The sequence below is a fragment of the Rhabdothermus arcticus genome, from assembly GCF_055382915.1.
This window is the reverse complement of record NZ_AP043808.1, coordinates 1,272,109-1,285,002: the sequence shown is the minus strand read 5'-3', so window position 1 is coordinate 1,285,002 and position 12,894 is coordinate 1,272,109. Positions and strand designations below refer to the sequence as shown.

Sequence of the window (12,894 nt, the reverse complement as noted above, 5' to 3'; positions counted from 1 at the left end):
ATACGCCGGGGAGAAAACTTGACAAGCGCGGAGGCATATGTTATGATTAAGTTGGCACGAGAAGGGAGGTGAGAAGGATGTTGGTGAAGCGTGAGCTGCGTCCCAACACCGAGATCACGCCCTTCCGTACCTGGGGTCCGCTCTCGCTGATCGAGGACATGGACCGGCTCTTCGCGGAGGCCTTCAGCGAGCTGACCCGTCCGGCGCGGGTGGCCAGCTACGTGGCTCCGGCGGATCTCTACGAGACCGACGACGCGCTGGTCCTCGAGCTCTGGGTGCCCGGGCTGAACCCCGAGGACATCGAGGTCAGCCTGGAGGGCAACAAGCTCACCATCCGTGGTGAGGTCAAGCCCGTCGAGGACGAGAAGGTCCGCCGGTACTACCTGCAGGAGATCCCTCACGGCTCCTTCGTGCGTAGCTTCACCCTGCCGGTCGAGATCGACGCCGACAAGGTCCAGGCCGAGTTCAGGAACGGCGTCCTGAAGCTCGTGATGCCGAAGGTCGAGACCGCGCGGGCCAAGCGGATCCCGGTGCAGGTGGCCCAGTAGGCCCCTGCACGAACGGGCCGGCCGCCAGAAGGCGGCCGGCCCTTTGCGTTAGGCTGAAGCATGACGATGCAGCGGCTGGATCGCGTCCTGGCCTCCCAGGGACTGGGGAGCCGCAAGCAGGTCAAGCGCCTGATCCGGGAGGGCCGGGTGCGGGTGGGCGAGGTGACGGTCCACGACCCGGCCACCAAGGTCGAGCCACAGCGCACCCCGATCTTCGTCGACGACGTGCCGCTTTCGTTTCGATGCCAGCGGCACGTGCTGCTCCACAAGCCGCCGGGGGTCCTCTCGGCGACCCGGGACGCCCACGAGACGACCGTTTTGGACCTCGTCCCGGAAGCCCTCTTCCACCCCGAGCTGGGGCTCGCCGGGCGGCTCGACAAGGACGCCGAGGGGCTGATCCTGCTGACCACCGACGGGCAGCTCGCCCACCGCCTCACCCACCCCCGCTGGAAGCTGGAGAAGGTCTACGAGCTCGAGCTCGAGGCCCCGGTCGAGGCGGCCGACGTGCAAGCCTTCGCCGAGGGGGTGGCCGGGTTTTTGCCCGCCCGGCTCGAGCCGCTCCCCGGGGCCCGGGCGCGGGTCAGCCTGGTCGAGGGCAAGCACCACCAGCTCAAGCGGATGTTCCGCGCCATCGGCAAGCCGGTGCGGCGGCTGGTGCGGGTGCGGCTGGGCCCCTTGCGCCTTACGGACCTCGCCCCGGGCGAGGCGCGGGCCTTGCGCGAGGCCGAGGAGGCGGCGCTCTATGCCGCGGTGGGGCTTTCGCCGTGCAGGTAGCCGCGGCAAAGACACCGCTCGGCCCCTTCTACCTGGTCTGGGACGGGGGCCTGGTGCGAAGCGGCTTCGGCCCCGCGCCCCGGGGGCCGACCGGCCCCGAGGCCGAGGCCCTGATGGAGCCGGTGCTGGCCTACCTCGCCGGCGGCCCCTGGCCCCGGGTGCGGCCCAAGGCCTTCGGCCGCGGCTTGTTTGCCCGGGTCCGGGAGGCGCTTTGGGAGAGCGCGCCGGGGGAGGTGCTGACCTACGCCGAGCTGGCCCGGCGCGCGGGGGCGCCGCGGGCGGTGCGCGCGGCGGGTCAGGCGATGGCGCGAAATCCCTGGCCGCTCTTCGTGCCCTGCCACCGGGTGGTGCGAAGCGACGGCCGGCTCGGGGCCTACGGCCCGGGAAGCTGGCGCAAGGCCGCGCTACTCCTCCTCGAGGCCGGGGAGCCAGACCTCGAAGCGCGTCTTCCCCGGCTGCGAGCGCACCCGGATCTCGCCGCCGTGCGCCTTCGCGATCTGCTGGGCGATCGCCAGCCCTAGCCCGCTGCGGCCGCCGCGGCCCTTGACGTAGCGTTCAAAGAGCCGGGGCAAGAGCGCCTCGGGGATGCCCGGTCCCGCGTCCTCGACGAAGAGCCGCACCCCGCCTTCCGCCGCCTCGGCCCCCACCCAGACCGCGTCCCCCGCCGCACGTCGCGCGTTTTGCACCAGGTTGAAGAGGAGCTGGCGCAGCCGGTCGGGGTCGCCGACGAGCTCGAGGTCCGGGGAGGGGACCCGTTGGATCCCGGGAAAGGCGGCCTGGACCTCGTCGAGGAGCCGGCCGGTGCGCAGGACGTGCAGGTCCAGGTCGCGCGCGGTCTCCCCCCGGGCCAGGGCCAGGAGGTCCGCGACCTGACGGGCCAGGTGGCGGGCGGTGGACCGGGCGGCCTCGAGGTCGTTGCTGGCCAGCTGGGCCTCGAGGACCGCGAGCGGGGTGTTGAGCTCGTGGGCGATCTCGTTCAAGAAGTCCCGCTCGGCGGCGCGGGCCCGCTTGAGCTCGGCGAGGAGGGCGTTGAAGCGGCGGATCAGCCGCCCCAGCTCGTCGTCCGGGCCGGCGTAGGGGATGGGCTCGAGCTGGTCCGGGCCGCGGCGGGCCACGGCCTCGGCGGCGCGGGCGAAGGGCGCGGCGATCTGCCGGGCCAGGAGGGCCGTCCCCAGGCCGCCGAGGAGAAGGCCCAGGGGAAAGAGCAGGAGCAGCGTGCGCGCGGTCGCCGTCCCCAGCGCCCGGATGAACCCGGTGGGCTGGGCCAGGGCGATCAGGCCGGCCCCGGCGTCGGCGACCGCGATCAGGTGGGTGGGGGTTTGGAAGACGACCGGCACCGCCTTCACCGTGAGCGCGTCTTGGGGCAGGGCGAACCCCGGGTCGCTGGGCCAGATCGGCCGGCCCTCGTAGTCGAAGAGGGCGATCGTGACCCCGCCGGTCGCGGTGACCTCGCCGACCTCGCCCTCGCGATAGAAGCGGGCGACGCGGTCGGCGTCGCTGGTGAGGAGGGCCTTGGCCCGCTCGGTCATCCCCCGGGTGACGGTGAGGTAGGTCGCGGCCACCCCGAGGAGCCAGAGCGCGGCGAAGAGCAGGCCGAAGTAGGCGAAAAGCCGCCGGGCCAGCGGCACCTACCCCTCCACCAGGGCGTAGCCGCGCCCGCGCACGGTGCGCAAGAGGCCCTTTCCGCCTAGGGCCTCGAGCTTCTTCCTGAGCCGGGCGGCGTGGACCTCGACGGCGTTGGAGTGGGGCTGGGCCTCGGGCCAGAGGGCGGCGGCGATCTCCGCCTTGCTCAGCACCCGGCCGGGGCTGCGGGCGAGCAGGCGCAAGAGGGCGAACTCCTTGGGGGTGAGCTCGAGGCGCTGGCCGTCGAGGGTGGCGGTCTGGGTCCTGGGGTCCAGGGTCAGGGGGCCCACCGAGATCGCCGTCTGGTGGCGCCTGAAAAGGGCTTCGGCGCGGGCCAGGAGCTCTTCGGGGAAGAAGGGTTTGGTCAGGTAGTCATCGGCCCCCTCGCGCAGAAGCCGGACCTTCTTGCCCAGGTCGCTGTTGGCGGTCAGCACCAGGACCAGGGTGTCGCTGGTGGCCCGGACGCGGCTCAAGATCTCGTCGCCTTCCAGGTCGGGGAGGCCGAGGTCGAGGACCACCAGCTCCGGGCGCGTCTCGCGCAGGGCGATCATCCCCTCGACCCCGGTCCGGGCCAGGGTCGCGGCGTAGCCGGCCCGAAGGAAGAGGTTGTTCAGGATCGGGCCCAGGCTAGGGTCGTCTTCGATGATCAACACCCGGTGCAACGGGCGGCCTCCTTCTCGGGGGGTGGCGCAGGCGCTCGAGCCTGACCTTGACCTCCTCGGGGGTGGGCCAGCGCAGGCCGTAGACCTCTCCGAGAACCGACCTCAGCGAGGCCCGGCCTTGGGGGAGAAGGATGAGCACGTCGCCGGTCTCGGTCACGCCGGGAAAGACGAAGACCCGCTTTCCCACCCGCACCACCACCGCGACCTTTCGCCCCGGGTCCCAGGCCGGGGGGCGCCTGAGCGGCCAGACCGTGCGGTTTTCCAGCACGAAAGCGGCGAAGACCCGCTTGAGGTCGGGGCTGACGATCCGAATCTGGCTGCCCGGGGGGAGGTTAGGCAGGCCCGGCAGGGGCGCGAGGAGCAAGACGGTGGCCAGAACGAGGGCGGGCATCCTTCTTTCAGTATGCCCCGAGCCCGCTTCGCTGGATGAAGGCCGTCTGAAGGCGGCGTAAGATGCGGCCATGGTTCGGGTCAAGGTCTGCGGGGTTACCCGCGCGGAGGACGCCCGGGTGCTGGAGGCGTTGGGAGTGCACGCGGTGGGGCTGGTCTTCGCCCCCTCCAAGCGGCGGGTGGACCTCCCGCAGGCGGCCGCGATCGGCCGCGCTTTGGGCCCGCTGGTGCAGCGGGTGGGGGTCTTCGTCGATCCCGACGAGGCGGAGGTCCTCGAGGCCCTCAAGGCGGCCCGGCTCGGGGCGGTGCAGCTGCACGGCAACGAGCCCCCGCGGCTTGCCGAGCGCCTACGCGCGCTGGTGCCGGTGATCAAGGCTTTTCGCGTGGTGGACCGGGTGGACCCGGCCTGGTTCGCTTACCCCGCCGACGCCTACCTCCTCGACGGCCCCCGGCCGGGTTCGGGGGAGGCGTTCGACTGGGCCTGGCTGGACGCGGTGCCCGAGGGAGCGCGGGTGGTCGTCGCCGGGGGGCTTGCCCCGGAGAACGTTTGCGATTTGTTGCGCCGCCATACGCCTTACGCGGTCGACGTCTCGAGCGGGGTGGAGGCGCGTCCGGGGGTCAAGGATCGGGCCCGGGTGGCGGCCTTCCTGCGGGCTGTGGAGAGCTGTGGATAATCTGTGGACAACTTTGTGGAAAACTGCGATACGGCCGATGAACACGCTTATCTTTTGCTATACATAGGTTGTGGATAACCCGATGCGCATCGCCCCGGGCTTTGCCGAACTGCCGCACACCGCGGATCTTGGCTTTCGCGTCTGGGCACCCACGCTGCCGGGCCTCTTCTACCAGGCGGCGCGGGCCTTGCTCGCCGCCACCTTCGACCCGCCGCCGAGGAAGGGGGAGGTCCCGGTGCGCGTCGAGGTCACCGCCGAGGACCCCGAGACCCTGCTGGTACGCTTTTTGAACGAGCTGATCTACCTGATCCAGACCCGCGGTCTGGTGCCCGCGGCCTTCTCCTTGAAGATCGTGCCCGGGGACCGGGGGTGCCGGCTTCTGGCCGAGCTTCGGGCGGTTCCCTTCGAACGGGTGGCGGATCGCTTCCTGGGCGAGCTCAAGAGCGCCACCTTCCACGGCCTGAAGCTTGAAAAAGGGCCCTCAGGCTACGAAACGACGGTGATCTTCGACGTCTAGAATGAAGGGATGAGCGTCCCCTTCGAACGGATCGCCCCCTACACCTACCGCATTCCAAAACACGGGAAGATGCGGGTGGACGCGGTCTTCTTCGCCTCCGAGGGGATCCTTCGCCAGCTCGCCGAGGAGGACTACGCTTCGCTGCGTCAGCTCATGAACGTCGCCACCCTTCCGGGGATCGTCGCGCCCGCCCTGGCCATGCCCGACATCCACTGGGGCTACGGCTTTCCCATCGGCGGGGTGGCGGCGATGGACGCCGAGGAGGGCGTGGTGAGCCCGGGAGGCGTGGGCTTCGACATCAACTGCGGGGTCCGGCTGCTGCGCTCGAACCTGACGCGAAAGGACCTGGAGCCCGAAAAGGAGCGGCTCGCCGACTATCTCTACGCGCGGATCCCCGCCGGGGTGGGCTCGGAGCGAAGGGACGTGCGGCTTTCCCGCAAGGAACTCAAGCGGGTGCTGCGCGAGGGCGCCGCGGCGGTGGTCGCGATGGGGTTCGGGGAGGAGGCGGACCTCGAGTACATCGAATCCCACGGCCGCCTCCCCGGCGCCGACCCGGACCGGGTCTCGCCCCGGGCCTACGAGCGGGGGGCGCCGCAGATCGGCACCCTGGGCTCGGGGAACCACTTCCTCGAGGTCCAGTACGTCGACGCCATCTACGACCCCGAGACCGCGCACGCCTACGGGCTCTTCGAGGGCCAGGTGACGGTCCTCATCCACACCGGCAGCCGCGGCCTCGGCCACCAGGTCTGCGAGGACTACGTCGAGCGCTTCTTGAAGCGGCTGTCGCTCTACAAGATCGCGCTCCCGGACAAGCAGCTCGCCGCCGCCCCCATCCGCAGCCCGGACGGCGAGGACTACCTGCGGGCGATGGCCGCCGCGGCCAACTTCGCCTTCGCCAACCGCCAGCTGATCACCCACTTCGTCCGCGAGGCCTTCGAGGCCGCGGGCTTTCCCCCCAAAGACCACGCCCTGCAGGTGGTCTACGACCTCGCCCACAACAACGCCAAGTTCGAGGAGCACAAGGGGAAGGCGGTCCTGGTGCACCGCAAGGGGGCCACCCGGGCCTTCGGGCCCGGCCACCCCGACGTCCCCGACCGCTACCGGCCGGTGGGGCAGCCGGTGCTCGTGCCCGGGGACATGGGCCGCTACTCCTTCGTCCTCGCGGGCACTCAGGCGGCGATGGAAAAGAGCTTCGGCAGCAGCTGCCACGGCGCCGGGCGCAAGCTCTCCCGGGCCAAGGCGAAGAAGCTCGCCCGCACCATGGACGTGATCGAGCAGCTGAACGAGCAGGGCATCGTGGTCCGGGCCAAGACCCGGGCCACGGTCTGGGAGGAGATCCCCGAGGCCTACAAGGACGTCGCCGAGGTCGTCGAGGTGGTCCACGCCGTGGGCATCGGGAAGAAGGTCGCGCGCCTCCGGCCCCTGATCGTGGTCAAGGGCTAGGGGAAGCAGCTGCTGGAATCCTGCATGATGCGATCCGGGCGAACGAGGCCAAATCCGTAATCATCGTCCTTGCCCGAAAGGCCGAGGTCTTCCGCCGTGCTTGTCAGGCATTGATAGACCTGGTCCGGAGTGGGCCATTTGTTTCGACGCTCGAAATAAGCGCTCATATACAGCGCGGCCGTACCGCTGGCGAAGGGCGTGGCGATTGAGGTGCCGCTCCAAAGCCTCACTTGTGAGGCGTTTTCAAAGCTAAGCACGTTGACGCCTGGGGCGACCAAGTCGAGCTCCGGTCCGCGGTTGCTGAAGTCGGCTACGGTTTTGTCGTCATTGATGGCCCCGACGGCGATCGTCGAGGGATCGTTGGCCGGGAAGAGGACGGGGCCACCATCGTTGCCGGCGGCGGCGAACGAGACGATGCCCTGGTCTTTTGCCTGAGCGAGGGTCTGGCTAAGGGTGATGTCCTCGGCTGATCCGCCGAGGGAAAGGTTGATCACCCTGGCTCCCAAGCGCGCAGCGAGCTCGATGCCCTTGGCGATGTCCGCCGTCGAGGCCTCTGTGCTTTGATCCGCAAACACTTTGATCGGCAGCACCCACCCAGCCCAGGTGACCCCGGCGATGTCGCGATTGTTATTGCTGACCGCCCCTATGATGCCGGCCACCGCCGTTCCATGGCTCGATTGCTCGGGATCACGCGGGTCTTCGTCGTTGTCCGCGACATCCAGCTTTTCTCCTGAGGGGCAAAGCAATCTCGGCCAAAGATCGGGATGGGGTTGGTACCCCGTATCAAGGACCGCAATGCTTAAGCGCCAGTGACCGGTGGTGGTGTCCCATGCCGTGGGTAGGTGTAAAAGGCGATCGAGTTGCGGCGATTGACTGGGCCATCCGGGATCGTTAGGAAGACGCAGAGGGTGATACAGGTAGTTGGGCTGGACGTATCTCGCACCAGCTTGAAGCAAAGCGGTCGCCGTTTCGCGTTCCTTTCCCGGGGAGACGTGGACGACGAACCAGGGGGCGTTCCAGGTCTCGAAGAGCGGCTGCACCGCTTCCTCGGCAAGGCCTGCGGCCTCTAGGGCGCGCGTTCCGGTCTCGGCCAGCACAAGGAGTTGGCCAGGAACAAAGGGTGCATCGAAGCGGCCCAGGCCCGGGGAGCCAAGGGGTGCGGTCCAGGTTGGGTTAAGGCCGAGCGCCTGCACCGTTTGCGTGTTCGGGCATGCCGCGGGTGGGGAGATCGTCTGGCTGCAACCGGCGAGGAAAGCCGTTATCAGAAGCAGCACGGCCGCGATGGCAGATCGCCTCATGATCTCCATTATCTAAGGAGCGGGCAAGAAGATGCGATTGCGTAGGGGCTCAGACCCTGTCAGTGAGAGCTCGAGCTCGCGCGCGGGCTCCGTTGGGTCACAGAGCCGGTTCTGGTCGTTGTCGCGGCAAACGGTGAGGGTGTAGTCCCCGGCCGGGAGGTAGAAGGTGAAGGGCGCATCCAGGTGGACCGGCGCGACCCTCGGGGTGCGCCCCTTGAGCTCGGCCAGGTAGCCCCCGTCTGGCGGGGCGAGGCCGAGGGCCGCGGCGACGTTCAAAAGGCCTGCGCCATAAAGCGGGTCTTGGCCCTCGGGGCCGAGGTCGGTGAGGCTGGCCCGAAGCCGCGCCCAGGGGTCCGCTTCCCCGCTCGAGGCCAGCAGGGCCAGCGCCGCGGCGACCTGGGGCGCGGCCTGGGAGGTGCCCATGTAGAGCCCGTAGCTCGGGGCGTCGTTCCGGTAGTCCCAGGTCGTCGAGGCGATCCCGTCGGGGTAGCCGTCCCGGTCCGCGTCCTGGGCCAGGTCCCCGCCCGGGGCGGCGAGGTCCACCCGGTCGTTCTTCTCCGAGTACCAGGTGGGGAGCGGGGTCCGGGTGAACCCCTGATCGGTCGCCGCGACCGAGATCGCCCCCGGGCAGCTGGCGGGGTAGACGTCGGTGACGTCGCCAAAGTTGCCGGCGGCGGCGACGACCAGGGCCCCGGCGCGGACCGCGTCGGCCACCGCGTCGCACATCGCCTGGGAGAACTGGGGGCTGCCCAGGGAGAGGTTGATCACCCGCGCCGGGTGAGGGTTCAAAAGGGTGGCATTGCCCCGCCTGATGGGCAGTCCCGCGGCGTAGCGGATGGCGTCGGCGACGTCGGCGAAGGTCCCTCCGGCGGCCCCGAGCACCCGCAGGGGCAGCACCCTGACCGGCGCGGCGGCGGCCAGGCCGACCACCCCCTGGTCGTTGGCCCGGGCGACGATGATGCCGGTGACGTGGGTCCCGTGGCTGCCCACCGCGCCGCTGCCCTCGGTGTCGGTGGGGTCGTCGTCGTCCTCGAGGAAGTCGTAGGCCCCATCGCCGGGCCCGATCAGCGCCCCGGCGAGGTCCGGGTGGTCGTAGCGCACGCCGGTGTCGATCACCGCGACGACCACCGGTTCGGTGAAGCGGGCGGGGTCCAGGAACGCCCAGCGGGCCCCGGTGGTGCGCAGGTGCCACTGGACCGGGTAGTAGGGGTCGCCGGGCTCGCCCAGAGGCCAAACGCGGCCGTTGGGCTCAACTTTCAGGGCGTTTTCGGGGAAGGGCGTACCCTCGGCGAGGTGGGTCCAGGTGCCGTCTTCGGTCTTGACCAGCCAGCCGGCGGGGGCAGCGTCGCGGGGCAGGGCCAGCGGCCGGGCCTTGAGGGGGACGGCGGGGCGGGGGCGCTGCACCACCGCGGTGAGCCGCAAGAGCGGCCAGCGCACGCGCAGCACCCGGGTGGTGTCGGTGTAGACGCGCACCTCGCCGACGAGCTCGGGGACGTTGGCCAGGTTGCGGCCGTCCCCGGCCAGGTCGATCCGGGCCGGGCCCCGGCCGCGGGCGGGGAAGGCGCTGAGCCAGCGCGGGGTCTCGATCGTGTAGGGGCCGGACGCGTGCAGCTCGAACGCGCCGTGCCCCCGGGGATCGAGGACGACCTCCCGGGGGATCGGTCGCACCCCGCAGCCGGCGATGAGGACGGGGAGCAAGAGCCAAAGATACCGCCGCATGGGGGTTTACTCTACCGAACGCCAGCGCAGGTAGCGCTCGAGGAACAGGCTGGCCAGGCCGAGGGCCGTGAGGTAGGGCCAGAGCGGCCAGGGTTCTCGTGGCGGGGGCCCCAAGACGGGGGCCGAGAGCCGCCGGCCGCCGCTGGTGCTGGCGAGCCAATCCAGGGCACCCTCCCCCTCGCCCTGCCACTCGCCGGCTTCGGCCAGGGGAAGGCGGAAGCGCAGCGCGCTGCCCTCGTAGATCAGCGCTTCGCCGCTCAGCCCTTCGGGCAGGCGCAACCGGTAGCGCCAGGGGGCGATCGGGGGGATGGGGATCGTCTTCCCCGCGGCGCGTAGATAGAGTGGCTCGGTGAACCGCCCCTCGATCGTCAGCACCCCACCGCCCAGGCGCAGCCGCGGCCGCGCCGGGGTGTTGGTCAGCCAGCGGGCCAGCGCGTCCAGGAGGCGGGGCGTGTCCGGCCAGTCCTTGAGGCTCTGGGCGAGGTCGGTGGCCAGCGCCGCGACCCGGCCGCGGCGGCGTTCGCCCACCGCCAGGACGTCCAGGGGCCCGCTTTGGATGAGCGCCCGAGCCCAGGGCTTTTTCCGGGCCGGGAGGAGCACCCGGGCCGGGGGCGGTGGGGAGAGGCCGGCGGTCACCGGGTGGGGAACGAGCGTAAGGGGGAAGCGACCCTGGCCCGCGTCGGGCTCGAAGGCGGCCTTGGCCACGGCCTCGATCAGCCGCGCCAGGGCCTCGGGATCGGCGGCGAAAAACCGCCCTCCGCCGGCCGCGGCGAGGCGGCGCAAGAAGGCCCGGTCCGCGTCCGGCCCCAGGGCCAGGGCGTGAAGGATCCCGCCCCGGGCGCGGATCGCTTCAGCCAGGGCCAGGGCGCGATCGGGGTCCTGGGTCTGGCCGTCGGAGATCACGAGGATCTGCTTTTCCTCGGCCTCGATGTCGTCCAGGACGTTGAGCACGCTCTCGAGCGCGGGCGCGAGCTGGGTTCCCCCGCCGGCCCTCAGCGCTGCGAGCGCGGTCTCCGCCTCGCGGCGGGCGCGGTAGGTCATGCGCTTTGGGGGCAGCCGCCATTGGGGGCGGTCGGAGAAGGTCAGGAGCCCCAGGACGTCCTCGGGCCGGGCGGCCTCGACGGCCCGCTCCGCGCCCCAGACGGCGGCCGAAAGTTTTTCCCCGCCCATCGAGCCGGAGGTGTCGAGGACCAGCAAGAAGGCCGCGCCCTTTTGCGGCTTGGGTTCCAGGGGGAGGTCCTCGAAGGCCTGCCAGCCGCCGAAGAAGAGCCCCTTGGGGGTGGCGGTGAAGAGCACCCCGCCCCCTGCCTCGAGGTGCGCTTTGAGCCGCCGGGCGAGGGCCTCGTCGTAGGGCCCGCCCACGACCACCAGGGGGGGGAGGGCCGCGTCGGCCGGGGGGCCTTCCTCGACGAAGAACCCCTGGGCGGCCAGGTAGCGGGCGGCGGCGGGGTCGCCGATCACCCGCACCCGGAGGCGTCCCGCGGGCGTGACCTCGAGGGCCTGGGTCTGGTTCCCAAGGCGCGCCTCGACCCGGGTGGGGCCTTCGAGGGTGAACCAGAACCCGACGCTCGAGGGCCCTTTCGGCACCTCCCGGGTCACGGTGGTGGTCCGGCCGTTGGCCTGAAAGGTCAGGGTCACGGTCTGGGCCCGGGTGGCAAAGAGCCGGGCCCGGACCTCGACGCGCTCGCCCCAAAGCGGTCGCGCCGGGGGCAGGAGGCCGAGGAGGACGACCCGCGCCGCGGGCGAAACGGCGTAGGCGAAGACCGGGGCGGGGGGTGGCTTGGGCTTGAACAGCCCGTCGGAGATCAGCAGGATGCGGCTTGGCTCGAGCGTTTTCGCCGCCTTCCAGGCGGCCGCGATGCGCGTCATTGGGCCCAGGCGGGGGAGGGCGTGGGGGTTTCGCACCAGCGCGGCGGTCTCGGCGAAGGCCAGGTAGCGCACTGGGCCCTCGACCCGAAGGTCCTTCAGCGCCGCCCGCACCCCCTCGCGGGCCGAGGGGCTGGCGTCGAGGACCACCAGGGTCAGCCCCGGTCGCACCCGGGGGGCGGGGTTGAGGGCCGCGAGGACCAGCGCCAGTACCGCGAGCGCGCGGAGCACTGTGGGGGCGCGGGGCACGGCCGCAGTCTACCCGCCGACGCGGTGCCAGTTCGTGCCGTCGTAGAGGAAGGCCTTGGGGGGCGGGGTCTCGAGGTAGCGGCTGGCCATGCTCTCGCCGTAGGCTCCGGCCTCGAGGATCGCGAGTGCCTCCCCTTCCTCGGGCAGGGGGAGGACGACGTCGCGGGCCAGGACGTCGGTGGACTCGCAGGCCGGGCCGACGAGGTCCACGCGCACGGTCTCCCGGTCCGGGTAGAGCGGCACGACGCGGGGCTGCACGCCGTAGAGGGCGGGGCGGATGAAGAGGGTCATGCCGGCGTCCAGGAGCAGGTAGCGGCGGCCGGTCTCCTTGATCCCCCAGGCGCGGGTCACCAGCACCCCGGCCTCGGCGACGAGGAAGCGGCCGGGCTCCATCCAGACCGCCTCGACCCGGGAGAATAAGGGGGCGACGAGGGGGGAGAGGGTCGTGAGGTCGAGCTGGGGCGCGAAGCCCCCGCCGAGGTCGGCGACCGCGAAGGGGCCGTGGGCCTCGAGCAGCTCGGCGAGCACCTCCCAGCCGGCGGCGAAGTCCTCGGCGGCGGCCAGCCCCGAGCCCAGGTGGACATGCAGGCCAAGGACCCGAAGCCCCCCGTCCCGGGCGATTTCGAGCACTTCGGGCAGGGCCTCGGGCGTCACCCCGAACTGGCTCTCCTTGGCCCCGGTCGCCAGGTGGGGGTGGGTCCGCACGGCCTGGCCGGGGTTGATCCGCACCAGCACTGCGGCCCCGGGGAGGTGGCGGGCGACGCGGCGGGCGTCGGCCGCCGAGTCCAGCACCAGGGTGGGCGTGCCGAGGGCTTTGAGGGCCTCGAGCACCCCCGGGGGCTTGACCGGCCCGTTGAGCACCACCTCCGCGGGGGCAAAGCCGGTTCGGTAGGCCTTTTCCACCTCGCCCAGGGAGACCGTCTCGGCGCCGAAGCCGAGCTGCTTGAGGTGGCTCAGGATCGCCGGGTTGGGGTTGGCCTTGATCGCGTAGAAGGGCCGCACCCCGGGAAACGCCGAGCGAACGCGCTCGGCCTGGCGGGTGAGGACCGCGAGGTCGTAGGCGTAGAACGGGGTTTCCTCTTTGGCCAAGAGCGCGCTGAGGGCCTCCTTGAACGCCGGCCGCATGCGTCC

Annotated in this window: 13 protein-coding genes; 6 read left to right on the top strand and 7 right to left on the bottom strand. The window is 71.3% G+C overall.

From position 1 onward, the window contains the following. Window positions 1-77 precede the first annotated feature (77 nt). The 3 genes from ACZ48Y_RS06725 to ACZ48Y_RS06715 all read left to right on the top strand — a co-directional run bounded on the left by ACZ48Y_RS06725 (window position 78) and on the right by ACZ48Y_RS06715 (window position 1,843). Window positions 78-548 carry an Hsp20/alpha crystallin family protein gene (locus tag ACZ48Y_RS06725; protein WP_464739716.1) on the top strand — a complete coding sequence of 157 codons (471 nt, stop codon included), beginning with the start codon at window positions 78-80 and terminating at the stop codon, window positions 546-548. 66 nt (window positions 549-614) lie between these two features. Further along, window positions 615-1,322 (top strand): pseudouridine synthase, encoded by a 708-nt coding sequence (locus ACZ48Y_RS06720; protein WP_464739715.1) that lies wholly within the window; start codon window positions 615-617, stop codon window positions 1,320-1,322. After that, window positions 1,313-1,843, top strand: a complete 531-nt coding sequence (locus tag ACZ48Y_RS06715; protein ID WP_464739714.1) for a methylated-DNA--[protein]-cysteine S-methyltransferase — start codon at window positions 1,313-1,315, stop codon at window positions 1,841-1,843. The genes ACZ48Y_RS06720 and ACZ48Y_RS06715 overlap by 10 nt, the downstream gene beginning before the upstream one ends. On the opposite strand, the gene ACZ48Y_RS06710 is transcribed toward ACZ48Y_RS06715, so the two are convergent. From ACZ48Y_RS06710 to ACZ48Y_RS06700, 3 genes are read right to left on the bottom strand one after another with little or no spacing between them, the layout of a single operon-like run. Continuing rightward, on the bottom strand, window positions 1,727-2,950 hold the full coding sequence (locus ACZ48Y_RS06710; RefSeq protein ID WP_464739713.1) for a sensor histidine kinase: 1,224 nt from the start codon (window positions 2,948-2,950) through the stop codon (window positions 1,727-1,729). The genes ACZ48Y_RS06715 and ACZ48Y_RS06710 overlap by 117 nt on opposite strands. Next, the gene (locus tag ACZ48Y_RS06705; RefSeq protein ID WP_464742862.1) at window positions 2,951-3,598 is read right to left on the bottom strand and encodes a response regulator transcription factor; all 648 of its coding nucleotides are present in this window, start codon (window positions 3,596-3,598) and stop codon (window positions 2,951-2,953) included. Then, on the bottom strand, window positions 3,573-3,998 hold the full coding sequence (locus tag ACZ48Y_RS06700; RefSeq protein WP_464739712.1) for a hypothetical protein: 426 nt from the start codon (window positions 3,996-3,998) through the stop codon (window positions 3,573-3,575). The genes ACZ48Y_RS06705 and ACZ48Y_RS06700 overlap by 26 nt, the downstream gene beginning before the upstream one ends. A gap of 70 nt (window positions 3,999-4,068) precedes the next feature. Here ACZ48Y_RS06700 and ACZ48Y_RS06695 point away from each other — a divergent pair, with 70 nt between their 5' ends. From ACZ48Y_RS06695 to ACZ48Y_RS06685, 3 genes are all read left to right on the top strand, one after another. After that, window positions 4,069-4,671, top strand: a complete 603-nt coding sequence (locus ACZ48Y_RS06695) for a phosphoribosylanthranilate isomerase (RefSeq protein WP_464739711.1) — start codon at window positions 4,069-4,071, stop codon at window positions 4,669-4,671. 82 nt (window positions 4,672-4,753) lie between these two features. Further along, window positions 4,754-5,188 (top strand): archease, encoded by a 435-nt coding sequence (locus ACZ48Y_RS06690; RefSeq protein WP_464739710.1) that lies wholly within the window; start codon window positions 4,754-4,756, stop codon window positions 5,186-5,188. Between the two features lie 9 nt (window positions 5,189-5,197). Beyond that, complete coding sequence (locus ACZ48Y_RS06685; RefSeq protein ID WP_464739709.1) at window positions 5,198-6,631, top strand: RtcB family protein; 1,434 nt, start codon at window positions 5,198-5,200, stop codon at window positions 6,629-6,631. On the opposite strand, the gene ACZ48Y_RS06680 is transcribed toward ACZ48Y_RS06685, so the two are convergent. The 4 genes from ACZ48Y_RS06680 to ACZ48Y_RS06665 are packed head-to-tail and all read right to left on the bottom strand — an operon-like array spanning window position 6,628 to window position 12,888. Beyond that, window positions 6,628-7,929 carry a S8 family peptidase gene (locus tag ACZ48Y_RS06680; protein ID WP_464739708.1) on the bottom strand — a complete coding sequence of 434 codons (1,302 nt, stop codon included), beginning with the start codon at window positions 7,927-7,929 and terminating at the stop codon, window positions 6,628-6,630. The genes ACZ48Y_RS06685 and ACZ48Y_RS06680 overlap by 4 nt on opposite strands. A gap of 12 nt (window positions 7,930-7,941) precedes the next feature. Next, a complete protein-coding gene (locus ACZ48Y_RS06675; protein WP_464739707.1) occupies window positions 7,942-9,648 on the bottom strand; it encodes a S8 family serine peptidase in 1,707 nt (568 codons plus the stop codon). A gap of 6 nt (window positions 9,649-9,654) precedes the next feature. Next, window positions 9,655-11,763 carry a VWA domain-containing protein gene (locus ACZ48Y_RS06670; RefSeq protein ID WP_464739706.1) on the bottom strand — a complete coding sequence of 703 codons (2,109 nt, stop codon included), beginning with the start codon at window positions 11,761-11,763 and terminating at the stop codon, window positions 9,655-9,657. A 9-nt stretch (window positions 11,764-11,772) separates the two neighbouring features. Beyond that, complete coding sequence (locus ACZ48Y_RS06665; RefSeq protein WP_464739705.1) at window positions 11,773-12,888, bottom strand: diaminopimelate decarboxylase; 1,116 nt, start codon at window positions 12,886-12,888, stop codon at window positions 11,773-11,775. Window positions 12,889-12,894: the final 6 nt, after the last annotated feature.